This is a genomic window from Affinibrenneria salicis (genome assembly GCF_008710095.1).
The window spans coordinates 181830-205767 of sequence record NZ_VYKJ01000012.1 but is presented as its reverse complement, the minus strand read 5'-3'; the positions used below and the strand labels follow the sequence as shown (position 1 = coordinate 205767).

21 protein-coding genes are annotated in these 23938 nt (G+C 58.1%); 4 read left to right on the top strand and 17 right to left on the bottom strand.

Annotated features, from left to right (window positions below; genetic code table 11):
• Window positions 1–283 precede the first annotated feature (283 nt).
• Window positions 284–1630 (top strand): GntP family permease, encoded by a 1347-nt coding sequence (locus tag FJU30_RS20520; protein ID WP_150436833.1) that lies wholly within the window; start codon window positions 284–286, stop codon window positions 1628–1630.
• Between the two features lie 67 nt (window positions 1631–1697).
• Here FJU30_RS20520 and FJU30_RS20515 read toward each other — a convergent pair whose 3' ends face one another.
• Window positions 1698–2462: an IclR family transcriptional regulator gene (locus FJU30_RS20515; RefSeq protein ID WP_150436832.1), complete on the bottom strand. Its 765-nt coding sequence runs from the start codon at window positions 2460–2462 to the stop codon at window positions 1698–1700.
• Between the two features lie 236 nt (window positions 2463–2698).
• Here FJU30_RS20515 and FJU30_RS20510 point away from each other — a divergent pair, with 236 nt between their 5' ends.
• Window positions 2699–3229, top strand: coding sequence for a GNAT family N-acetyltransferase (locus FJU30_RS20510; RefSeq protein WP_150436831.1), 531 nt, complete (start codon window positions 2699–2701; stop codon window positions 3227–3229).
• An 87-nt stretch (window positions 3230–3316) separates the two neighbouring features.
• On the opposite strand, the gene elaB is transcribed toward FJU30_RS20510, so the two are convergent.
• Window positions 3317–3631, bottom strand: a complete 315-nt coding sequence (gene elaB, locus FJU30_RS20505) for a stress response protein ElaB (protein ID WP_150436830.1) — start codon at window positions 3629–3631, stop codon at window positions 3317–3319.
• 476 nt (window positions 3632–4107) lie between these two features.
• On the opposite strand from elaB, the gene FJU30_RS20500 reads away from it, so the two are divergent.
• Window positions 4108–5499 carry an NAD-dependent succinate-semialdehyde dehydrogenase gene (locus tag FJU30_RS20500; protein WP_150436829.1) on the top strand — a complete coding sequence of 464 codons (1392 nt, stop codon included), beginning with the start codon at window positions 4108–4110 and terminating at the stop codon, window positions 5497–5499.
• Window positions 5500–5810: 311 nt separating this feature from the next.
• Here the strand turns inward: FJU30_RS20500 and FJU30_RS20495 are convergent, their stop codons facing one another.
• The 14 genes from FJU30_RS20495 to FJU30_RS20430 form a co-directional block, all read right to left on the bottom strand.
• Window positions 5811–6251 (bottom strand): hypothetical protein, encoded by a 441-nt coding sequence (locus FJU30_RS20495; RefSeq protein WP_150436828.1) that lies wholly within the window; start codon window positions 6249–6251, stop codon window positions 5811–5813.
• Between the two features lie 256 nt (window positions 6252–6507).
• Window positions 6508–7965: an NADH-quinone oxidoreductase subunit NuoN gene (nuoN, locus tag FJU30_RS20490; protein ID WP_150436827.1), complete on the bottom strand. Its 1458-nt coding sequence runs from the start codon at window positions 7963–7965 to the stop codon at window positions 6508–6510.
• Window positions 7966–7971: 6 nt separating this feature from the next.
• A complete protein-coding gene (nuoM, locus tag FJU30_RS20485) occupies window positions 7972–9507 on the bottom strand; it encodes an NADH-quinone oxidoreductase subunit M (RefSeq protein ID WP_150436826.1) in 1536 nt (511 codons plus the stop codon).
• A 99-nt stretch (window positions 9508–9606) separates the two neighbouring features.
• Entirely contained in the window at window positions 9607–11454 is a 1848-nt protein-coding gene (gene nuoL / locus FJU30_RS20480; RefSeq protein ID WP_150436825.1) for an NADH-quinone oxidoreductase subunit L, read from the bottom strand.
• Window positions 11451–11753, bottom strand: coding sequence for an NADH-quinone oxidoreductase subunit NuoK (gene nuoK, locus FJU30_RS20475; RefSeq protein WP_150436824.1), 303 nt, complete (start codon window positions 11751–11753; stop codon window positions 11451–11453). Before nuoK ends, nuoL begins: the two co-directional genes overlap by 4 nt.
• Window positions 11750–12310, bottom strand: coding sequence for an NADH-quinone oxidoreductase subunit J (nuoJ, locus tag FJU30_RS20470; protein WP_150436823.1), 561 nt, complete (start codon window positions 12308–12310; stop codon window positions 11750–11752). Before nuoJ ends, nuoK begins: the two co-directional genes overlap by 4 nt.
• 10 nt (window positions 12311–12320) lie before the next feature.
• Complete coding sequence (nuoI, locus tag FJU30_RS20465; RefSeq protein ID WP_150436822.1) at window positions 12321–12863, bottom strand: NADH-quinone oxidoreductase subunit NuoI; 543 nt, start codon at window positions 12861–12863, stop codon at window positions 12321–12323.
• 14 nt (window positions 12864–12877) lie between these two features.
• Window positions 12878–13855 (bottom strand): NADH-quinone oxidoreductase subunit NuoH, encoded by a 978-nt coding sequence (gene nuoH / locus FJU30_RS20460; RefSeq protein WP_150436821.1) that lies wholly within the window; start codon window positions 13853–13855, stop codon window positions 12878–12880.
• The gene (gene nuoG, locus FJU30_RS20455) at window positions 13852–16578 is read right to left on the bottom strand and encodes an NADH-quinone oxidoreductase subunit NuoG (RefSeq protein ID WP_150436820.1); all 2727 of its coding nucleotides are present in this window, start codon (window positions 16576–16578) and stop codon (window positions 13852–13854) included. The genes nuoH and nuoG overlap by 4 nt, the downstream gene beginning before the upstream one ends.
• 120 nt (window positions 16579–16698) lie before the next feature.
• Entirely contained in the window at window positions 16699–18051 is a 1353-nt protein-coding gene (gene nuoF, locus FJU30_RS20450; protein ID WP_150436819.1) for an NADH-quinone oxidoreductase subunit NuoF, read from the bottom strand.
• On the bottom strand, window positions 18048–18584 hold the full coding sequence (gene nuoE, locus FJU30_RS20445) for an NADH-quinone oxidoreductase subunit NuoE (protein WP_150436818.1): 537 nt from the start codon (window positions 18582–18584) through the stop codon (window positions 18048–18050). Before nuoE ends, nuoF begins: the two co-directional genes overlap by 4 nt.
• Before the next feature lie 2 nt (window positions 18585–18586).
• Window positions 18587–20386 (bottom strand): NADH-quinone oxidoreductase subunit C/D, encoded by a 1800-nt coding sequence (gene nuoC, locus FJU30_RS20440; RefSeq protein ID WP_150436817.1) that lies wholly within the window; start codon window positions 20384–20386, stop codon window positions 18587–18589.
• A gap of 97 nt (window positions 20387–20483) precedes the next feature.
• The gene (locus FJU30_RS20435) at window positions 20484–21158 is read right to left on the bottom strand and encodes a NuoB/complex I 20 kDa subunit family protein (protein WP_150436816.1); all 675 of its coding nucleotides are present in this window, start codon (window positions 21156–21158) and stop codon (window positions 20484–20486) included.
• Window positions 21159–21175: 17 nt separating this feature from the next.
• Window positions 21176–21625 (bottom strand): NADH-quinone oxidoreductase subunit A, encoded by a 450-nt coding sequence (locus FJU30_RS20430; protein WP_150436815.1) that lies wholly within the window; start codon window positions 21623–21625, stop codon window positions 21176–21178.
• Between the two features lie 692 nt (window positions 21626–22317).
• Between FJU30_RS20430 and FJU30_RS26895 the strand changes: the two genes are divergently transcribed.
• Complete coding sequence (locus tag FJU30_RS26895; protein WP_223881654.1) at window positions 22318–22467, top strand: hypothetical protein; 150 nt, start codon at window positions 22318–22320, stop codon at window positions 22465–22467.
• A 170-nt stretch (window positions 22468–22637) separates the two neighbouring features.
• Here FJU30_RS26895 and lrhA read toward each other — a convergent pair whose 3' ends face one another.
• A complete protein-coding gene (lrhA, locus tag FJU30_RS20420) occupies window positions 22638–23597 on the bottom strand; it encodes a transcriptional regulator LrhA (RefSeq protein ID WP_150436814.1) in 960 nt (319 codons plus the stop codon).
• Window positions 23598–23938 lie beyond the last annotated feature (341 nt).

Sequence of the window (23938 nt, the reverse complement as noted above, 5' to 3'; positions counted from 1 at the left end):
AGCCTGAAGCCTGAAGCCTGAAGCCTGAAGCCTGAAGCCTGAAGCCTGAAGCCTGAAGCCTGAAGCCTGAAGCCTGAAGCCTGAAGCCTGAAGCCTGAAGCCTGAAGCCTGAAGCCTGAAGCCTGAAAAAATATGTTATTCACCCGGAATAAAAAAATAACGAGGACTTAGATCTGATTACAGTCAGAACATAATACACAATTAAATCCGACCAACAGATAATTTTTTATTTAAATAACATTAAAAACACAAATACAGATGTTAAATATCTGGAGACCCTATTATGCCGTTACTTATTGTAGCCATGGGTATTATTTTTTTACTCATACTGATTATGTCGCTAAAGCTCAATACCTTTGTTTCGCTGATTATCGTGTCGTTCTGCGTGGCGCTGGCGTTGGGCATTCCCCTCGATCGTATCGTTAAATCCATTGAAAGCGGATTAGGCGGGACCTTAGGCCATATCGCGCTGATATTCGGCATCGGCGCCATGTTGGGCCGGTTGATTGCCGACGCCGGCGGCGCGCAGCGCATCGCGATCACGCTGATCAATAAATTTGGCGAGAAGAATATCCAGTGGGCAGTGGTTATCGCGTCCTTTATCGTCGGGATTGCCCTGTTTTTCGAAGTCGGACTGGTGCTGCTGATCCCCATCGTCTTTTCCATCGCTAAGCAGCTGCGCGTTTCCATCCTGCACCTCGGCGTGCCGATGGCGTCCGCGCTGCTGGTGACCCACGGCTTTCTGCCGCCCCATCCCGGTCCGACGTTGATCGCCGGCGAATACGGCGCCGATATCGGCGCCGTACTGCTCTATGGTATCGCCGTCGGGATTCCAACCATGATTCTGGCCGGACCGGTATTCAATAAGCTGGCGAAAAAGATTGTGCCGGAAGGGTTTAATAAAACCGGCAATATCGAATCGCTCGGCGAACAGAAAAAGTTCGATCTGGATGAGACGCCCGGCTTCAAAATCAGCGTGCTGACCGCCATGCTGCCGGTCATTCTGATGTCCATCGCCACCGTGATATCAATGCTGCAGCAGGAACTGCGCTGGGCCGACAATACGCTGCTGTCCGCGATCCAGCTGGCGGGCAATGCCTCGGTCGCCATGTTGATTTCACTGCTGTTCGCCATCTATACCATGGGGCTGGCGCGCAAGATCGCGGTGAAAGAACTGATGGGTTCCTGCTCCTCTGCCGTCGCCAGCATCGGGATGATGCTGCTGATCATCGGCGGCGGCGGCGCCTTCAAACAGGTGTTGATCGACGGCGGCGTCGGTGACTATGTCGCCGACCTGTTCGCCGGCACTAACGCCTCCCCGATTATTCTCGCCTGGGGCGTGGCCGCCATCCTGCGCATCTCGCTCGGTTCGGCCACCGTGGCGGCGATATCCACCGCCGGACTGGTTATCCCTACGCTGGGACAACACGACGTCAATCTGGCGCTGGTCACTCTCGCCACCGGCGCCGGCAGCGCCATTGCCTCTCACGTCAATGACGCCGGATTCTGGATGATCAAGGAGTACTTCGGCCTGACCATGAAGGAGACGTTCTGCACCTGGACCTTACTGTCCACCATCGTCTCCGTCGCCGGTTTATGTTTTATCCTGCTATTGAATACGATGCTGTAAGCGCGCCGCACGCCCTGCCGGCCGGAGACGCCCAAAGCGCCGCCGGCAGGCATCCGCCCGAACGGCGTCACGACGGCGAGGCATACCCCAGTTTTTCCGACAGCTCGCGCCCGGCCTGGGTCAGTAATGCAATGTAGTCGCGGAGCTGGCGCTCGTCCACGCGCGAGGTCAACGTGGATATACTCAGCGCGGCGATCACCTCGCCGTTATGGTTGCGAATGGGCACGGCGACGCACTGCACCCCCTGCTCGTTCTCCTCCCTGTCGATAGCGTAGCCCTTGTCGCGCACGCCGACCAGCGCATCCAGCAGCTGGCTCTCCGAAGTCAGGGTATGCGGCGTTTGCACGCTATAGTTATAATCCCGCAGAATACCGGCCATCTGCTCTTTTGTCAGAAAGGCCAGCAATACCTTGCCGATCGCGGTGGCATGAACCGGCAGACGTCGCCCGATGCGCGAATAGGAGATGATGGCCATCTTGCCTTCCACTTTATCGATATAAACGCCTTCGCGACCGTCCAGGATCGCCAGGTGGGTGGTCTGCCCGGTTTTTATCGATAAATCCAGCAGATGGTTTTTAGCCTGCTGGCGTATATCCATGGAGTTAACGACAAAATTCCCGCGTTCGACCAGCTTCAGCCCCAGGCGGTATTTACCATTATCCGGGTTCTGATCGATATATCCCTGCACCTGCAGCGTTTTTAATAAAGAGTGTAAGGTGCTTTTATGCAACCCCATCATGGTACTGATGTCGGTAATTTTAAGTTCGGTCGCGTGTTCGTCAAAAAGATCCAAAATGCGCAATGCGCGTTCAACCGACTGAATGATTGGCATGGCTCACCGAATTGATTGAATACCCAAAAGATTTCAGGCTGCCGGAGAGCGGTAAGCGAACAAACGCGAACGCGGCCACAAGGGAATAAGGAAAGCCGGGACACCCATAATCTGAAAGATATAAGAGTTAATATCGTATGTTGCGACGGTACTACGTAAGCCGGTAAAAATCAATTTAACCTCATAGACATAATCGTTATTCTTGGAGCAGGGAATAACCATCAGGAGGATTAATCATGCAACCGCTAACTGAATTGTATAACCCGCCGCATTTACGGCTTTGCGTTCCGCAAATGCAGGATGCCGGCCCCTTGTTTACGTTGATCCAACGGGAAAAAGCGCGGCTGCGCCATACCATGCCGTGGCCCGACTCGGTCACCCAGGTGAGCGACAGCCTGACCACGATAGAACAGAACCGTCAGGCATTTAGCCGCGGGCAAAGCGCGATGTATCTGATCTTCTGGGATGAAGAACTGGTCGGCGTGGTTTCTTTCAATACTCTGATCGACGGAGAAGGCGTGATTGGTTACTGGATCAGTTCCGCCGCGGAAGGGAAAGGGATCGCGTTCATGGCGGTTAATACGTTGATCGACAACTGGCGCCGGTCCGGCGGACTGACCCGCTTCGTCATTCGCTGTTCGGTGGAAAATCCGCGCAGCAATCGACTGGCTCAGAGACTGGGCTTTACTTTTAGCGAACGCGCGCCGCAGGCAGAACGCATCGGCGCACGCGTCTACGACCAGAATATTTATCGCTACCGCGTTTAACCGCGCGGCGAGGCACGGAACCGTCGCAGCGAGGCGCGGACGCGGCAAAAGGATGGCCGCGCCCGTACGGGACAGCTTAACGCGAAATTAATGCCGGGCCAGCAACAGCCCAAGCACCAGCCCGACAGTAGCGCCGATGCCGACGCCGTGCCAGGGGTTGTCGCGCACATAGCCGTCGGCCTGGCAGGCCGCGTCTTTGGCGCGCTGATAATAACTCTCTGAAGCCGTACCCAGCCGTTCTTTTACATCGGCCAACGCCTGCTCGGCGTTTTTCCTGATCTCGATCCACGCCTCATCGGCGCGGTCGCCGGAGAACTTCAACACATCTTCCAGCGTCTCAGACAAAAGTTTTAAGTCTTCATTAATCCGGACGTCATCCGGCTGTGTTCTGGTTGTCGGCATAGGATTCTCCATGTGCAACAAAAAAACCGTGTCAGGTAACTATAGACAACTTCCTGTCGTTCACCCGTATTTAGCGCACAGATCATTCCGAAAGTCGCGGCGCGCTTACCGATTTTCCGCCGCGCCAACGCCGACGCCGGAGCGGAAACGGCCGATGGCGAATGCCGCGCAGCGCCACATGTGAACGCTATACATAAAAATGTAATACCGATCATGTATTTCACATAGTTTTGTCGATGTGAGTAAATAGCCTGGATTTTATTCCTGCGATTCATCATGATAGATTAATGACACACAAAGATGCAGAATCTTTAACATTTATGGCACATCGTGATCGCTCTCTGACTTTATTCTGATACGGTGATGTTAATCTGTATATTGTCAGGTAACGAACGGCGGACATACCGCATAAAAATAACAACAGCTGGCCGTTTGACGGCAGCATTCATTCCGTAACGAAGGAGACTGATTTACTTATGGCATATGAGACTCGCAATCCCTACACCGGGGAACTGTTGAAAACATTCCCTGAAGCCACGGATGTCGAAGTTGGCGCAGCCATTGAACATGCGCATCAGGCTTTTCTTGACTGGCGACAGACCCGCTTCGACGAGCGCCGACAAATTATGCAGAAGGCCGCGGCGGTACTGCGCGCCGACAGCGATCGCTATGCGCGCCTGCTCACCCTGGAAATGGGCAAACTGCTGACCGAAGCAAAAGCGGAAGTCGAACTCTCCGCCCGTATTTTTGAGTACTACGCCGATAAAGCCGAAACCTTGCTGGCGCCGGAAAAACTGAGCGTAGCAGACCCGGCGGAAGGCGATGCGGTCGTCGTTCACGACCCGCTCGGCATTATCCTCGCCATCGAGCCGTGGAACTTCCCCTACTACCAGATTGCCCGCATCATTGCGCCGCAACTCTCTGCCGGCAACACCATTTTGCTGAAACACGCATCCAACGTGCCGCAGTGCGCCGCGGCGTTTGAAGAGATCATGCAGAAAGCCGGTCTGCCGGCCGGCGCCTTTAAAAACCTGTACGCCACCCGCTCTCAGATTGAGCAGATCCTTAACGATCCGCGCGTCCACGGCGTCGCTCTGACCGGTTCCGAAGGCGCCGGCGCGCTGGTGGCTCAGCAGGCGGCGAAAGCGCTGAAGAAATCCACCCTGGAGCTGGGCGGCGCGGACGCGTTCGTTGTGCTGGCCGATGCCGAACTGGAAAAAACGGTTAAATGGGCGGTTTTCGGCCGCCACTGGAACAGCGGCCAGGTCTGCGTATCTTCCAAACGTATGATTATCGTCGACGACGTGTATGACGATTTCCTGGCGCAATATCAGGAAGGCGTGGCGGCCCTGCGCACCGGCGATCCGTTGCTCAGCAGCACCACGCTGGCGCCGATGTCGTCGCAAAAGGCCGCGGACGAAGTGAAGGAGCAAATTAAGCTGGCGGTACAGCACGGCGCCACCGCGACCGAAGTCGGCCCTAAAGTGCCGGAACAGGGCGCGTTTGTTCAGCCGACGATTCTGACCAACGTGACGGAAAACAATCCAGCCTATTACATGGAATTTTTTGGTCCGGTCTCCATGCTGTTCCGGGCGAAAGACGAAGAGGACGCCATCCGTATCGCCAACGACTCGCCATTCGGTCTGGGCGGTTCGGTCTTTACCCGCGATACGAAACGCGGCGCCGAAGTAGCCAGAAAAATTTCGACCGGTATGGTCTATGTTAACCATCCGACCATGGTGAAGGCCGATCTGCCCTTCGGCGGCGTACGCCGTTCAGGCTACGGCCGCGAGCTGATTGGGCTGGGCATCAAAGAATTCGTTAACCACAAGCTGATTGATATCGTGGATATCGACGCCGGGTTCTGATCGACCCGTCCTCTCTGAATGCTCGTTCAGAGGGGACGTCTCCACGCACGCCGTCTCTGGTCTTTCTTTATTGCTTGCTTCCCGCACCGCGCCGACGCTTACCAATTATCAGCAACGCTTTCCGCCGCTAAAGGCCCCATAACCATCGCAGGATGATAAAGCACAATGGTAATGCTCCTGCTGGCGAGCGGTCTCAGACGGTCAACAAGCCGCAGCGGCGAAAACCTGCGCTCTCGTCTCCGCCGGGCCAAAGTTCTTATACCCGGAACAAATAGCGTCGCCGGGTCTGCCGGACCGGCAACTATGATTTATCACCACCGGGCACCTTTTTTACTAATAAAAAACAGGCACAAACAGGTTAACCCCGTGGCGATGAGCTGCGGCGCCATCAATCCAAAATATTCGATGGAAATGGCGATACCCGGGATGGGCGGCGGCGTATCGATAATCACCCTTTTCGCCAGCAGAACGAGAAAAAGCCACGCGAAATTAAACGCCAGAGCGGATACGCATAAAACCGCCCCGCGCAGCGAGAGAAGCCGTCGACGCCCCCCTCCCGAACAGTAAAAAATCGCCGCGCCAGATAAAGCGAAGAGCAATGCGGTCTGGAATTGCGACACGAACGCCGTTCTGATATCGGAAATAATCAGCTGGCTGCCGCTAAAATAGATCTGCGCGGCCGGGAAGTAGAGTAAATAACCAATAACGCCATACAGCAGCATGATCGCCATATACAATCCGACTTTGTTCATTGTTTTATATATCCCGCTATTTTCCTTGTCAGCGATAATATCAAACTTTTCATCCCGACTTCAGCGCGAATCAGCAAAGCGCGTTGCTCTTGCCGGGCGGGCGAGGAGGCGCAGTCATCCCTGCGGGCGCGAATGGCAAAGACTTTGCCTTTCAGCGTTGACTGAATTCGACCGGCCGCGCCGGCGGCGAGCTGAAAAAAAACACCCTGTCAGCATGGCGCTCACAGGGTGCGAAAAGATAACGCGCCGTAGTCCGTTACATCAGCGGCCGGGCCAGTTGCACCAGCGAAATCAACGGCTGCGGGAAAACGCCGAGAATCAGCACCATAATGGCGGAAATCAGCACCACTACGCCGCCGGCGGTCAGCGCCCAGTTCCCCGGCGTATCCCTCCGCAGCGCTTTCGGCGCACTCAGATACAGGCTGACCATCACGCGCAGATAGTAATACAGGCCGATGGCGCTGCCCACCACTACCGCGCCGGTCAGCCACCACAGGCTGGCGTTTACCCCGACGGCCAGCACGTAGAACTTACCGAAGAAGCCCAGCGTCATCGGGATGCCGGCCAGAGAAAGCATCATCACCGTCATCACCGCCGACAGAATCGGTTTATGCCAGAACAGCCCGCGATAGGAAAACAGCGAATCGGCATCCGGCCCGCGGTAAGGGCTGGACATCAGGCTGACCACGCCAAACGCCCCCAGGCTGCTGAACAGATAGCCGGCCAGGTAGACGCCGACGGTTTCCAGCGCCAGTTGATGAGTGCGCGCCGCGATCAGCGCCACCAGCAGATAGCCCAGGTGCGCTATCGACGAGTAGCCGAGCAGGCGTTTGATATTGGTCTGCACCAGCGCCATCAGGTTGCCGAACAAAATGGAAGCGAAGGCGATCACGCTCAGCACCAAACGCATCGATTCGCTGTCGGTCATCGGCGCGGACAGGAACAGACGCATCACCACGCCGAAAATAGCGATCTTGCTGGCGGTGGCGAGGAAGGTGGAGACCGGCGCCGGCGCGCCCTGATAGACATCCGGCGTCCACAGGTGAAACGGCACCAGCGAAAGCTTAAAACTCAGTCCGACCACCATCATGCCGAGCCCGGCCAACAGCAGCGGTTTATGGATCTGGTGGTCGCTCAGGTTGAGCCCCAGGCTGGCGAAACTCAGGCTGCCGGACTCGGCGTACACCAGCGCCATGCCGAACAGCAGGAATGACGAGGCCGCCGCGGACAGCAGAGTATATTTGATGCTGGCTTCCAGCGAGCGTTTCTGGCGGTAAGCGTAGCCAATCAGGCCGAACAGCGGCAGCGAGATCAGCTCAATGCCGATAAACATCGCCGCCAGGTGATTGGCGCTGGCCAGCAGAATGCCGCCCAACGCGGCGATCAGCACCAGCAGGTAAAACTCATCGCGGTTGTCGCTGTAGCCTTCCAGCCACGGATAGGCAAAGGTACTGGTGGCCAGGCTGGCCAATAGCACCAGCCCGGTATACAACATCGAGAACCCGTCCACCCGCAGCAGCGGCGTCACGTCCATTGGCCCTGCCTGGCCGACGAACCAAAGAGAGAGCAGCGCAATATTCAGGCCGATGACCGTCATCGTCGCGTTGACAAAATGGTTGCGTCGCCACGCAATGCACAGCATCACAACCACTACCGTCAACCCGACGATCAACAGCGGCAATAGCGCGATTAGTTGTTGAAGAGTTATTGTCATGGCGAATTACGGCCTTGTTGTTGAAAGTGTTAAATCCGGAGCGGACGACATAAACCACTGCTGAATGTTAGTCATGGCTGCGCCGGAGGTATCCAGAATCGGCTGCGGGAACACGCCCAGCAGCACCAGCAGCACCACTAACAGCAAAATGATCGACAGTTCGCGCGGCGTCATGCCGGCCAGCGCCTGATCCGATTTTGGCGCGCCGTAATAGGCGCGCTGCATCATGATCAGAGAGTACACGGAAGCAAAGACCAGCCCGAACGTGGAGATCACGGTAATCAGCGGCACCACATGGTAACTGCCGAACAGAATCATGAATTCGCCGACGAAGTTGCCGGTGCCCGGCATGCCCAACGTCGCCACCGCGAAGAACAGCGACAGCGCGGGCAGATACTTAATGCGCCCCCACAAGCCGCCCATCTGCCGCATATCGCGCGTGTGCAGGCGTTCATACAGCTGACCGCACAGAATAAACAGCCCGGCCGCCGACAGGCCATGGGCGATCATCTGCACCACCGCGCCCTGATACGCCAGTTGATTGCCGGAGTAGATGGCGATCATCACGAACCCCATATGGGAAACGGAGGTATAAGCGATCAGGCGCTTGATGTCGGTCTGGCTGAAGGCCATCCACGCGCCGTAGAATATGCCGATCACCCCCAGCCACATGGCGATGGGCGCAAACTCATGCGAGGCGTTGGGGAACAGCGGCAGGCTGAAGCGCAGCAGGCCGTAGGCGGCGGTCTTCAGCAAAATGCCGGCCAAATCGACCGAGCCCGCCGTCGGCGCCTGACTATGCGCGTCCGGCAGCCAGCCGTGCAGCGGCACCACCGGCATTTTTACCGCGAAGGCGATAAAAAAACCGAGCATCAGCAAATATTCCACTCCGTGCGACATCGGCGTATGCAGCAGTTTTTCGTAGCTGAAGGTCCATTCCCCGGTGGCGTTATAGTGCACGAAGACCAGCGCCAGAATGGCGATCAGCATCACCAGACCGCTGGCCTGCGTATAGATGAAGAATTTGGTCGCCGCGCTGATGCGGGTCTTGCCGTCGGACGCCCGGTGCCCCCACAGGGCGATCAGGAAGTACATCGGCACCAGCATCATTTCCCAGAAAAAGAAGAACAGGAAAAGATCGACGGCGAGGAACACGCCGATGACGCCGCCCAGAATCCACAGCAGGTTGAGGTGAAAGAATCCCTGATAGCGCTGAATTTCGCGCCATGAGCAGAGGATGGCCAGCACCCCCAGCAACCCGGTCAGCACCACCATCAGCAGCGACAGGCCGTCCAGCGCCAAATGGAACTCAATGCCGAAACGCGGGATCCACGCCCGGGAGAACTCGGCCTGCCAGTGCGGAAAACCTTCTGGCGTAACCAGAGAATAGCCGCCCTGCAGCCAGAGCTGCAGAGAAAGCACCAGTGTCAGCCCCATGGAAATCAGCGCGATCCAGCGCGGCATTTTGCTGCCGAAACGCTCGCATTGCCAGCACAGCAGCCCGCCGATAAAGGGGATAAGAATTAGCCAGGGTAGTAGCATGGCGTTTTGTGTCCCTAATTTAGAATAACCTTAAAACTTGCTGCACAGGGCATCAATCTCAATGCCCAGCCTTCATTCGTTAATGCATGCGCGGCCAGGCTATACCAGCCACAGCAGCGTCAGCACCAGCACGGCGCCCAGCCCCATCGAGGCGACATACCAGCGCAGCTGGCCGTTCTCGCTGACCACCAGCCCGCGGCTGCCCCAACGCGCCAGTACGGCAGGAATATTCATCAGCGCGTTGAGCGGATCGGGCCGCAGCAGCCGGGCGATGACCAGGTACGGTTTGACGAACAACCGATAATACAGCCAGTCAAAGCCCCAGGCATGGAACCACCAGGTGGAAAAAAAGCGGCCCGGCGCGCTATTCGCCACGCTCTGTACCACGCGGCGTTTACCGAGCCAGAGCGCGGCGGCCAGCAGAATGCCGGCTATCGCCACCACGCCCGAGGCAATCTCCAGCGTGATCATCCGGCCATGCTCAAGCCCGGCGGTCTGCGGCAAAACGCCCTGCAGGGGCGGAACGATCAGCGCGCCGATAAAGGTGGACAGCGCCAGCAGCACCAGCAACGGCAGATGGTGCGCCAACCCCTTGCCGGCGTGCGCCTGCGTCTTCGCTTCGCCATGGAACACGATGAAAATCATGCGGAAAGTATACAGCGAGGTCATAAAAGCCCCAGCCAGCCCAGCGATCATCAAATTAAGATGGCCGTTAGCCAACGCGCCGGCCAGAATCTCGTCCTTGCTGTAAAAGCCCGACGTGATCAGCGGCAGCGCCGCCAGCGCCGAACCGCCCACCAGGAAACACAGATAAACCAGCGGAATGGTCTTGCGCAGGCCGCCCATTTTGAAAATGTTCTGCTCATGATGGCAGGCGAGGATAACCGAGCCGGAGGCAAGGAACAGCAGCGCTTTAAAGAACGCGTGAGTCATCAGATGGAAAATCGCCGCATCCCACGCCTGCACGCCCAGCGCCAGAAACATATAGCCGATCTGGCTCATGGTGGAGTAGGCCAGCACGCGTTTGATATCCGTCTGCACCAGCGCGGCGAAGCCCGCCAGCACCAGCGTCACGGCGCCGACGATCCCAACCAGATGCAGCACCTCCGGCGCCAGCAGGAACAGGCCGTGGGTGCGGGCAATCAAATAGACCCCGGCGGTCACCATGGTGGCGGCGTGAATCAGCGCCGAGACCGGCGTCGGACCGGCCATCGCATCGGCCAGCCAGGTCTGCAGCGGCAGCTGCGCCGACTTACCGACCGCGCCGCCCAGCAACATCAGCGTCGCCCAGGTAATCACCGGCGAGCCGGCTTCCAGTTGCTGAGGCGCCAGCACCATCAGTTCACGGAAGTTCAGGGTACCCAGTTCGTTGTACAGAATGAATAGCGCGAACGCCAGCAACACGTCGCCCACGCGCGTCACGATGAAGGCCTTCATCGCCGCGGCGCCGTTTTTCGGGTTGGTGTAGTAGAAACCGATCAACAGATAGCTGCACAGCCCCACGCCTTCCCAGCCGAGATACATCAGCAGCAGATTATCGGCCAGCACCAGCACCACCATGCTGGCGATAAACAGGTTGGTATAGGCAAAGAAGCGCGAGTAGCCCTCCTCGCCGCGCATATACCAGGAAGCGAACAGGTGAATAAAGAAGCCGACGCCTACCACCACCGACAGCATGGTCAGCGAGAGTCCGTCCAGCGTCAGCGTTACGCCGACGTTGAAATCGCCCTGCGCCATCCACGTCCACAGATGCTGGTTAAACACCCGGCCGGCCTCGTCAGACGCGGAGAGAAAATCCACCGCCACCCAGATGACCGCCAGCGCGGCCAGCCCGATAGACCCGACGCCGACCGTGGCCGCCGTATTTTCCGACCAGCGGCCGCGGGAAAACGCCAGCAGCAGAAAGCCGATCAGCGGGAAGAGTATAGTTAAATAGAGTAGGTTCATCCGCGCATCTCACTGACAGTATCAATATTCAGGGTATGACGACGGCGATACAGCTGCAGCAACAGCGCCAGGCCGATGCTGGCCTCCGCGGCGGCCAGCGTGATCGCCAGAATATACATCACCTGACCATCGGCCTGGCCCCAATAGCTGCCCGCCACCACAAAGGCCAGCGCGGACGCGTTGATCATAATTTCCAGGCTGATCAGCATAAACAACAGATTGCGACGAATAAGCAGCCCGGTCAGCCCCAGCATAAACAGCGCGGCAGCCAGAATCAGGCCGTGATGTAACGGGATCATGCGCGTTCCTCCGCAGTGCTTTTCTCTGTATCCGCGTGCGCGGCCGGCCTCTCGGCAGCGTCGCCGCGTTTATCCTCGCGCCCGATGTGGAACGCCACCACCAGACCGGCCAACAGCAGCATGGAGGCCAGCTCCACCGCCAGCACGTAAGGTCCGAACAGACTGACGCCCACCGCCTTCGCGTCCACCACCTGCCCTGTGATGCCAACATCGGTCACGCTGAGAATCGCGTGCACGATCACCGCCAGCAGCACCAGCGACAGCAGCGAAGGACCGATCCACACTTGCGGCCGCAGCCACTGACGTTCCTGTTCGACCACCGACTGGCCGAGGTTGAGCATCATCACCACAAAGACGAACAGCACCATAATGGCGCCGGCATACACGATGATCTCCAGCGCGCCGGCAAAGTAAGCGCCGAGCGCGAAGAAGACGCAGGCCACGGCCAGCAGAGAGACGATCAGATACAACAGCGCATGCACCGGATTGGTGTGGGTGATCACCCGCAGCGTGGCCAGAATCGCCACCAGACCGGCGATATAAAAAGCGAATTCCATGCTTTGCTCCTTAGGGCAGCAGGCCTTTGACATCAATGGGTTTGGCTTCGTTTTCCGCTTCGCCTTTATCTTTCCCTTTGATTGCCATGCCGGCCATCCGGTAGAAGTTATATTCCGGATATTTACCCGGCCCCGAGATCAGCAGATCTTGTTTTTCGTACACTAAGTCCTGGCGTTTATAGTCGCCCATCTCAAAATCCGGCGTCAGCTGAATCGCCGTGGTGGGACAGGCCTCTTCGCAAAAGCCGCAGAAAATGCAGCGCGAAAAGTTGATGCGGAAAAACTCCGGATACCAACGGCCGTCCTGCGTTTCGGCCTTCTGCAGCGAAATGCAGCTGACCGGACAGGCCACCGCGCACAGGTTGCAGGCGACGCAGCGTTCCTCGCCGTCCGGATCGCGCGTCAGCACGATACGTCCGCGGTAGCGCGGCGGCGGGTTAACCGGCTCCTCGGGATACATTTTGGTTTCGCGCTTTTTAAAAGCGTTCGACCCCACCATACAGATACTGCGTATCTGGGTGCCAAAACCAATCACTAACTCTTTCAATGTCATGGTTTATTCACCCCTTATTGAGCGTTATACAAAATGACCGCGGCGGTCGCCAGCAGGTTAAACAGAGTTAACGGCAGGCACACGCGCCAGCCGAAGGCCATTACCTGGTCATAACGCGGACGGGCCAGCGATGCCCGGATCAGGATAAACATCATCATAAAGAAACCGGTTTTCAGCGCGAACCACAGGAACGGCGGCAACAGCGGCCCCTGCCAGCCGCCGAAAAACAGCGTCACGATCAGCGCGGAAATAGTGACGATGCCGATATATTCGCCGACGAAAAACAGACCGAACTTCATGCCGGAGTATTCAATGTGATAACCGTCAGCCAGCTCCTGTTCCGCTTCCGGTTGGTCGAAAGGATGACGGTGGCACACCGCGACCCCGGCAATCGCAAAGGTCAGGAAGCCGAAAAACTGCGGCACGACGTTCCACACATGCTGCTGCGAGTTGACGATATCCAGCATATTGAACGAGCCGGCCTGCGCCACCACGCCCATCAGCGACAGACCGAGAAACACCTCGTAGCTCAGCGTCTGCGCCGAGGCGCGCATCGCGCCCAGCAGCGAATATTTGTTGTTGCTCGACCAGCCGGCGAACAGCACGGCATACACCGCCAGCCCGGCCATCATCAGGAAGAACAGCAACCCGATGTTCAGATCGGCCACCATCCAGCCGGGCGTGACCGGCACGATGGCGAACGCCAGCAGCAGCGAAGTAAAGGCGATCATCGGCGCGAGGGTAAAGACCACCCGGTCGCTGAAACGCGGCACCCAGTCCTCTTTGAAAAACATCTTGAGCATGTCGGCGACCAGCTGTAGCGAACCGCCCCAGCCGACGCGGTTCGGCCCGTAACGGCCCTGGAACAGCCCCAGCAATCGACGTTCGCCCATACTCATAAACGCGCCGCAGGTCACTACCACCAGCAGAATCACAATGGCCTTGCCGACGGCGATCAGAATGTCCAGCACATCCGGTGTTAACCAGCTCATTGTGCAGCCTCCCGCAGATTTTCAACGGTTTCACCCGCCAGAACCGGGGCGATGCCCGGCAGACCGAGCGGTAACCCGACCTGCCCCGCCTCCAGCCCGTCGCTCAGACGCAGCGGCAAACGCAGCGTCTGGCCCGCGCAGGTCAACTCGAGCAGCGCGCCGGGGTTCACGCCCAGCAGCGCGGCATCGGCCGGATTAATCACCACGTAGGGGTCGGGCATGCGCTGCTGGATCACCGCGGAACGCTGCGACAGCTCCTCGCTGCCGAACAGGTGGTAATAAGGCGCGATGCGCCACTGCCCTTGCGACGCGACGAAGGCCGGCGGGACGTGACGAAAATAGTCCAGCGTGGCGTCGCCCGCTTCGATCAACCGCACGCCCGGATCGCCGTGGCGCAGATGACCGCCCACCTCGTCCTGAAATTTATTCCAGGCCTGCGGCGAGTTCCAGCCCGGCGCCCAGGCGAAGGGGATTTGCTGGCGATCGGCCTGCGGGCTGTTGTTGCCTTCCATCGAGAAGGCGAACATGGTGTCCTGATCCTGCGGCTGGCGCGGCTCATGCACGCTGATGTTGGCGCGCATCGAGGTGCGGCCGCTGTAGCGCTGCGGCGAACGCGCCAGCTTCTGGCCGCGAATGCGGAACGACGCATCGGGCGCGGCCTGTTTAATCGCCGCCAGTTGCGGCAACGCCGCGACGCAGGCGTCGATCACATGGTCGAGCCGGGTCCAGTCCACCCGGCGGCTGTTCCAGGTGCTGTGCAGCGAATGCAGCCAGCGCCAGCTTTCCAGCATCACCGTACTACTGTCATAGTAAGCCGGGTCGTACACCTGGAAGAAGCGCTGCGCGCGCCCTTCCTGGTTGATCAATGTGCCGTCGCTTTCGGCGAAGCTGGCCGCCGGCAGCACCAGCGTAGCCTTGTCCATAATGGCGGTGCGCTGCTGATCGATCACGATCAGATTGTCGGCCCGCGCCAGCGCCTCATCCACCTGTGCCGCCGGGGCATGGCGATAGAGATCGTTTTCCAGCACCACCGCGCCGTCGGCCTCGCCGCAGGCCAGGGCGGCCAGCGCCTCGTCCAGCGAACCGCCGCCGATCATCGACAGACCGATGCTGTTGGCCGCCTGGGCGATAAAGGTAATGCCGACGTCGGCGCCGCGCCCTTTCAGCGCTTTAGCCACGTTGGCCGCCGCCGCGATGATCTCTTCGCTGCCGGCGTTGGTGCCGGAAATGATCAGCGGCTTGCGCGCGCCGGCCAGCGCCTGCACGATCACCTCGATCTTCGGCGCCAGCGCGAGCGGCAGATCCGCCACGGCCGGCGCACTTTCATCCAGCGCATGAGCGATAGCGAAACCGAGCCGCGCCTGATCGGCGACCGGCGCCCGATAGTTCCAGGCGGCGATATCGTCCAGCCGGGTGCTGTCGACGTTGGTGATAAACAGCGGATGTTTGGCGCGCTGGCCAATATTCATGATGGCGGCGATTTGCCAGTCGGCCACCTTCTGCGCCGCCGCCATTTCGCGCGCTTTGCCCTTCACCGCCTGGCGTACCGCCAGCGCGATGCGCGCGCCGGTCTGGGTCAGATCTTCGCCCAGCACCAGCACTGCGTCATAACTTTCGATCTCGCGCAGCGCCGGCGTACGCACGCCGCTTTCGCGCAGAACCTTCAGTATCAGCTGCAGGCGGCGCTGTTCTTGCCCGGCGATGCCGGAATAGAAGTTTTCCGCGCCGACCAGCTCGCGCAGCGCGAAGTTGCTTTCTATGCTGGCGCGAGGCGAACCGATGCCGATGACCTTCTTCGCCTGGCGCAGCACATCGGCCGCGCCCTGCATCGCCTGCTCGGGATTCAGCGCGATCCAGTCGTCGCCGCGCCGCTGCAGCGGCTGGCGCGGGCGATCTTTCAGGTTGACGTAGCCGTAGCCGAAACGGCCGCGGTCGCACAGAAAGTAGTGGTTAACGCTGCCGTTATAACGGTTTTCGATGCGGCGCAGCTCGCCATAGCGTTCGCCGGGGCTGGTGTTGCAGCCGACGCTGCACTGCTGGCAGATACTGGGCGCGAACTGCATATCCCACTTGCGGTTATAGCGTTCGGAATGGGTCTTATCGGTAAACACCCCGGTCGGACACACTTCCACCAGATTGCCGGAAAATTCGCTTTCCAGCGTGCCGTCTTCTGGCCGGCCGAAATACACATTATCGTGCGCGCCGTACACGCCGAGATCCTGGCCGTCGGCGTAATCTTTGTAATAACGCACGCAGCGGTAACAGGCGATACAACGATTCATTTCATGCGCGATAAACGGCCCGAGTTCCTGATTGCGGTGGGTGCGTTTGGTGAAACGATAGCGACGGAAGCTGTGGCCGGTCATTACCGTCATATCCTGCAGATGACAGTTGCCGCCCTCTTCGCACACCGGGCAATCGTGCGGGTGGTTGGTCATCAGCCACTCGACCACGCTCTTGCGGAACCGTTTCGCTTCGTCGTCTTCGATAGAAATAAAGGTGCCGTCCGCGGCCGGCACCATACAGGACATAACCAGGCGGCCGCGGGTATCTTCGGCGTTCTGGTATTGCTTAACCGCGCACTGGCGGCAAGCGCCGACGCTGCCCAGCGCCGGATGCCAGCAAAAATACGGAATATCAAGGCCGAGAGACAGACACGCCTTTAGCAGGTTATCCGCTCCATTCACTTCATATTCTTTGCCGTCTACATGAATCGTTGCCATAGTCAGCATGCTTCCATATGGCCCATGTCGCCACGGGCATTAATCAAAAATTCTGTTATAGGGGTGGGACATCAACCCCCCTGCGGGCGCATGCCTGCGCCTCGACCATGCCGGATAACGCTACCAGCGTTCTTTCAGCAGATTAGGCTGAATACCGGCGATGGGTTTGGTGTTGCCTGTGGGATGAGCGGCAATTCCCGCTTCGAATTCATCCCGGAAATATTTAATCGCGCTCTGCAGCGGTTCGACCGCGCCCGGCGCATGGGCGCAGAATGTGTTGCCCGGCCCGAGGAAGCGGCACAGCTGCTCCAGCGTTTCGATATCGCCCGGCTGCCCTTCGCCGCGCTCCAGCGCGCGCAGCAGTTTCACGCTCCACGGCAGCCCGTCGCGGCACGGCGTACACCAGCCGCAGGACTCGCGGGCGAAGAACTCTTCCAGATTGCGCGTCAACGACACCATGTTGATTTCATTGTCCACCGCCATCGCCAGCGCGGTGCCCAGCCGGCTGCCGGCTTTGGCGATATGTTCGAAATCCATCGGCAAATCAAGATGGTCGACGGTGAGAAAGTCGGTCCCGGCGCCGCCCGGCTGCCAGGCCTTCAGCGTCAGCCCGTCGCGCATGCCGCCGGCATAGTCCTCAAGGATCTCGCGCGCGGTGGTGCCGAACGGCAGTTCCCACAGACCCGGATTTTTCACCCGGCCGGAGAACCCCATCAGTTTGGTGCCGGCGTCTTTGCTTTTACCGGCCGACAGCCCCTGATACCACGCCGCGCCGTGTTCGATAATCGCCGGCACGTTGCACAGGGTCTCGACATTATTCACGCAGGTCGGTTTCCCCCATGCGCCGGCGCTGGCCGGGAACGGCGGCTTAGAGCGCGGATTGGCGCGCCGCCCTTCCAGCGAGTTGATCAGCGCCGTCTCTTCGCCGCAAATGTAGCGACCGGCGCCGGTATGCACGAACAGATCGAAATCGAAGCCGCTGCCGAAAATGTTTTTGCCCAGCAGCCCGGCGTCATGCGCTTCTGCGATGGCGCGGCGCAGATTCTCCGCCGCCTGGATATATTCGCCGCGCAAAAAGATATAGCCGCGCCAGGCTTTCAGCGCATAAGCGCCGATCAGCATGCCTTCCACCAGCAGATGCGGCAGTTGTTCCATCAGCAGCCGGTCCTTATAAGTGCCCGGCTCCATTTCGTCGGCGTTGCACAACAGGTAACGGATGTTCATGCTTTCGTCTTTCGGCATCAGGCTCCACTTCATGCCGGTGGAGAAGCCTGCGCCGCCGCGCCCCTTCAGCCCCGCGTCCTTGACCAGCGCCACGATGTCGTCCTGCGACATCTCGCCGCTCAGCGCTTTGCGCGCGCCCACGTAACCGTTTTTGCTGCGGTATTCATCCAGCCACACCGGTTGCTTATCGGCGCGCAGCCGCCAGGTCAGCGGGTGTTGCTCAGCAGTCAACACAATGTTTTTAGTCATTGATACTGCTCCAGTAATGATTCAATGTCGTCGGGCGTCACATGGCTATGGAGCTCTTCGTCGATCATCATCGACGGACCTTTGTCGCAGTTGCCCAGGCAACAGGTCGGCAACAGCGTGAAACGACCGTCGAAGGTGGTCTGGCCGGGCTTGATGTTCAACTTTTTCTCCAGCGCCGCCTGCACGCCCCGGTAGCCATTGATGTGGCAGACGACGCTGTCGCAGTAGCGAATGATGTGGCGCCCGACCGGCTGACGGAAAATTTGGCTGTAGAACGTCGCCACGCCCTCCACGTCGCTGGCCGGGATGCCCAACACCCCGGCGATGGCGTAAATCGCGCCGTCCGGCACCCAGCCGCGCTGTTTCTGCACGATTTTCAGCGCTTCGATCGAGGCGGCGCGCGCATCTTCATAGTGGTGCATCTCGTGCTCAATCGCCTCGCGTTCGGCGTCGCTGAGCGTAAAGGCCTCGTTGTCCGCCGCGGCTCCAGCCGCTGCGCTATTACGATCGTCTACAGGGTTATGATTGTGCATAATTAGCGGTCCACGTCTGACATAACAAAATCAATGCTACCGAGGTACACGATCAGATCGGACACCAGGCAGCCGCGGATAACCGCCGGAATCTGCTGCAAATGCGCGAAGCTGGGTGTACGGATTCGGGTACGGTAGCTCATGGTGTTGCCGTCGCTGGTCAGGTAATAACTGTTAATTCCTTTGGTGCCTTCGATCATCTGGAAGGCTTCGTTCGCCGGCATCACCGGCCCCCAGGAAACCTGCAGAAAGTGGTTAATCATCGTTTCGATATGCTGCAGCGTGCGCTCTTTCGGCGGCGGCGTGGTCAGCGGATGATCGGCCTTGAACGGCCCCGCCGGCATGTTGTCCAGGCACTGTTCCAGAATGCGCAGGCTCTGACGCAACTCTTCCACCTTGAGCATCACGCGACTGTAGCAGTCGCTGACGCCGTTGCCGGTCGGCACCTCGAACTCGAAGTTTTCATAACCGGAGTACGGCCGCCATTTACGCACGTCGAACGCGACGCCGGTGGCGCGCAGGCCGGCGCCGGTCACGCCCCACGCCAGCGCTTCCTGCGCGTTATAGGCCGCCACGCCTTTGGTGCGGCCGATCAACACCGAGTTTTTCAGCGCGGCTTTCACATAGGTATTCAGGCGAGCCGGCATCCAGTCGAGGAATTCGCGCAGCAGACGCTCCCAGCCGCGCGGCAAATCATGCGCCACGCCGCCGATGCGGAACCACGCCGGGTGCATACGAAAGCCGGTGATCGCTTCCACGATGTCGTACACCTTCTGCCGGTCGGTGAAGGCGAAAAACACCGGCGTCATGGCGCCGACATCCTGAATGAAGGTGCTGATATACAGCAGATGACTGTTGATACGGAACAGTTCCGACAGCATGACGCGAATGGTTTTCACCCGCTCCGGCACCTCGATGCCGGCCAGTTTTTCCACCGCCAGCACATAGGGCATCTCATTGACGCAGCCGCCGAGGTACTCGATACGGTCGGTATAGGGAATGTAGCTGTGCCAGGACTGGCGCTCGCCCATTTTTTCCGCGCCGCGGTGGTGATAGCCGATATCCGGCACGCAGTCGACGATCTCTTCGCCGTCCAGCTGCAGAATGATACGGAAAGCGCCGTGCGAGGAGGGATGGTTCGGGCCGAGGTTGAGGAACATGAAATCCTCGTTTTCGGTACCGCGCTTCATGCCCCAGTCTTCGGGCTTGAATTTCAGCGACTCCATTTCCAGATCTTCTTTCTGCTTTGTCAGCACAAAGGGATCGAATTCGGTGGCGCGCGCCGGGTAATCCTTACGCAGCGGGTGGCCTTCCCAGGTCTGCGGCATCATGATACGGGCCAGATGCGGATGGCCGTTAAAAGTGACGCCGAACATTTCCCAGGTTTCACGCTCATACCAGTTGGCGTTGGGGAACAGTCGGGTCAGGGTGGGCAGGTGCAGATCGTTTTCCGCCAGCGCCACTTTCAGCATGATATCCCGGTTGCGTTCGACGGAGATCAGGTGATAGAACACCGAGAAATCGGCCGCCGGCAGCCCCTCGCGGTGGGTACGCAGGCGCTCGTCCATGCCGTGCAGATCGTACAGCATGACATAGGGTTTTGGCTGCTTATTGAGAAAAGCGACGACGTCCAGCAATTGTTCGCGCCTGACCCAGAGCACCGGAATGCCGGTGCGGGTGGCCTGAACGGTAAAGGCATCCGGCCCAAAACGGTCACGCAGTTCGCCGATCACCGGGTCATCGAGGTGGTCGCGGGTTTGCCAGCCTGGCTGAGCGAGATCGTGCGTCGTTAAATCAGTCATAATTGCTCACCACATTAAATGGGTTATTTCCAGCCCGGCAAAGCGTCGCGCGCTGTTATCGTGGTATTGCGCGACAGCCTGCTTTGCGCGGTGCAGATTAAATCTCGTCGGGCGAACGCAGGTTGGTGACCGCAATACGCTCGCCACGCTTACGCTCGCGTTCGGACTGCATATTGGCGCGGTAAACCCCCTGCTCCCCCACCACCCATGACAGCGGACGACGCTCTTTGCCTATCGACTCTTTTAGCAGCATCAGCGCCTGCATATAGGCTTCCGGCCGCGGCGGACAGCCGGGGATATACACATCGACCGGCAGAAACTTATCCACGCCCTGCACGACGGAGTAGATGTCGTACATGCCGCCGGAGTTGGCGCAGGCGCCCATTGAAATCACCCATTTCGGTTCGAGCATTTGCTCGTACAGCCGCTGGATGACCGGCGCCATTTTGGTAAAGCAAGTACCGGCGACCACCATAAAGTCGGCCTGACGCGGCGAGGCGCGCAGCACTTCGGAACCGAAACGCGCGACGTCATGCACCGCGGTGAACGAGGTGACCATTTCGACATAACAACAGGAAAGACCGAAGTTATATGGCCAGAGGGAGTTCTTGCGCCCCCAGTTCACCATGTCATGCAGCGCGTGCTCCAGCTTGCCCATATAAACGCTGCGGTTGACATGCTGATCCAGCGGGTCGGATACGATCGCCTGACGCTGCAGGGGATAACGGTCATTCTCACCGTCCGGCTCGATGCGGGTGAGGGTATAGTCCATCGTTAAGTGCCTCGCTGTTACTGCTGATGAGTATGGGTGGTGTTAGTCGGAATGTCCGATTTCGTGACCAGGGGCTTCGATCGCGCCGGCGTCCAGTCAAGCGCGCCGATGCGGACCAGATAGACCAGCCCCGCCAACAGCACCAAAATAAAAATAGCGGCTTCAATAAAGCCGACCCAGCCGCTTTCCCGGATAGAGACCGACCAGGCATAAAGATAAAGCGCCTCCACGTCGAAAATGACGAAGAACATGGCGACCAGATAGAATTTGGCGGATAGCCGCATCCGGGCGGATCCAACCGAGTCAATACCGGATTCGTAAGGCGTGTTTTTCGCCCGCCCCTTCGCCCGGCCGCCTAACAGGAAGCCGCCCGCCAGCATAAAACCGCACAGGCCCACGGCGAGGATAAGAAATAGCGCGAATGCCCAGTGATGGGCGAGGATTTCAGTTGTGGTTGACATACTCATTGCTTACTCGTCAAAAGTGGCTGTTAACATCTGCTCTTTTTTGCGGCAGTTTGCGCACCACATCGATTAAACGGAAGGAATCACATACCCGTAAAAACACCGCTAACCATAAGGTTAAAACAGTTTCTTTACGTTCCTGTTACTCCTGATTCTATAACCTTTTTTTCATCCCCACCTAAAATAACCCTAAATATTTTTACATGAACATAACACCATTAACATTTAAGGTTGTATTTTAAGCTAAACCGAGTCAGTCGTGCGACTGATTAACAACCCAAACCGTAAGGAAATATTTTCTGGCCGGCTCACTATACCATTTCCACCAAAAATGCCCGTTCCCCCACAGGGTTGACAGGGGTATTTTTTGATCCAGTACACAATTCCAGCCATTTAGTTATTAAAAAAATCAATACTTCCGCTTTGCCCTTAACATTTCCCGCCGGCGGCCAGCCAAAAAACAAACATCGAGAGAACAATAAATAATCAGTCAGCCATCAAGATCTACGCATTTCCATCACGCCGGACGACACGATTACGCATACGTACGCAAGGTGATTCGCGTGAATAAAAAGCGTGGGTAAAGCGAAGGTGGGTTTCAGCGGACGGCAATAACGCACCGGCGGCGTTATGGGTATGCAGACCCCTCGCCGGCTGTTATCCCCGTTATACCTCAAGCTACAGGTACGCTGGCCGTGCTGGCCATGCTGGCCATGCTGGCCGTGCTGGCCGTGCTGGCCGTGCTGGCCGTGCTGGCCGTGCTGGCCGTGCTGGCCGTGCTGGCCGTGCTGGCCGTGCTGGCCGTGCTGGCCGTGCTGGCCGTGCTGGCGCGATTCAAACGATAACGGCCAGTCCTGCAACTCGAATAATTTAGAGTATAAATTGAAGGCGAAAGGAAACAACCGCTCGCGGAATCAGATGACGCGAACGGGGAAACAGTACGAAAAACAGCGCCGCCAGGGCCTATCGCATTGAAGCCCGCCCGACGGGAGGGCGCAGGCGACTGGCCAGGGAATTACTTAACAATATCGTCACACATCAGGCGATCCGCCGGCTGTTCAGGCGACTGATCTCCATCAGGGATGATATAGCTTTCGCTGTTGTAGGTAACTCTGCCGGACTCAATTACCTCGAAGATAGTGCTCGCCAGATCGTTGTCGCGTTCGGACGTTTTACACAGGAAGTAGTTGGTGTCCGGCAGTTTCGGCAGCCCCTCTTTTTGCCCAAGCACGCGGAATTCCGGACTCATCATTTCCACGGACCGTACGGTGATACCGATCCCGGCCTTAACCGCCGCGCGAACCGCGGACAGCGTGGAAGCGACATAGGCGATGCGCCAGGGGATCCCGGCCGCGGACAGTTGTTCCAGCGCCAGCGAGCGGAACGGACTGGGCTCGTCCAGCACCACCAGCGGCAGCGGCTCTTCAGGCTGAAACTGATAGTCTGCCGAGCAGTACCACAGCGTGGGCGACGTCCTGAGCAGCACATGCGGAAAATCCGGGTTGTGCAGCGTGGTGATCACCAAATCAATTTCCCCGCGCTGCAGCATATCCAGCATCACCGCGCTGCGTTTCACGGTGACATCGATGGAGAGTCTGGGAAAAATAGACGATACGCGGTGCAGAATATAAGGCAGGATGGTATCCGCCGTATCGTCGGAAGCACCGATGGATAAGGTGCCCAGCATATCGCTGTACATTAACGAGGCGCAGGCCTCATCGTTGAAGCGTAGAATTTGCCTGGCATAGCTCAGCAATTGAATGCCGTGTTCCGTTAGCATCTTGTTGCGGCCATGTCGGACGAACAGCTCTTTACCTACCAGTTGCTCGAGACGTTGCATTTGCTGACTGACCGCCGATTGCGTTCGACATACGGCTACCGCCGCCGCGGCAAACGTGTTCAAATCAGCAACAGCGACAAACGTTCTCAGCAGATCGAGATCGAGATTGAGTACCGGACGATTTGCACTTGTCATAACGATTTTTCACTTATTCTATTTTAATTTTTTAAACTCTGTTCCTGGTGTTTACAAATGACCGGCAAACTGCCGGTACAGGTAAAGACACTATCTCAGACGCAGGATAAGGGCAAAAAAATACTTACATTTCGTTATCACAATCGCTTTTTAGACGGCAAAACATGCAGTATCGTCCCGGCATAAGCAAGCAGACGCACATCGCCGCCTGGGCATTCCCACCATCGGCATGGCGCGGGAGTAGATTATTTATCTATCCCTGATATATCAGGCAGAAAAACACGCTAAAAAACAGAGAAAAGACAGCAATTACATTCAATAAAAACGTCCGCCGCGGCGCT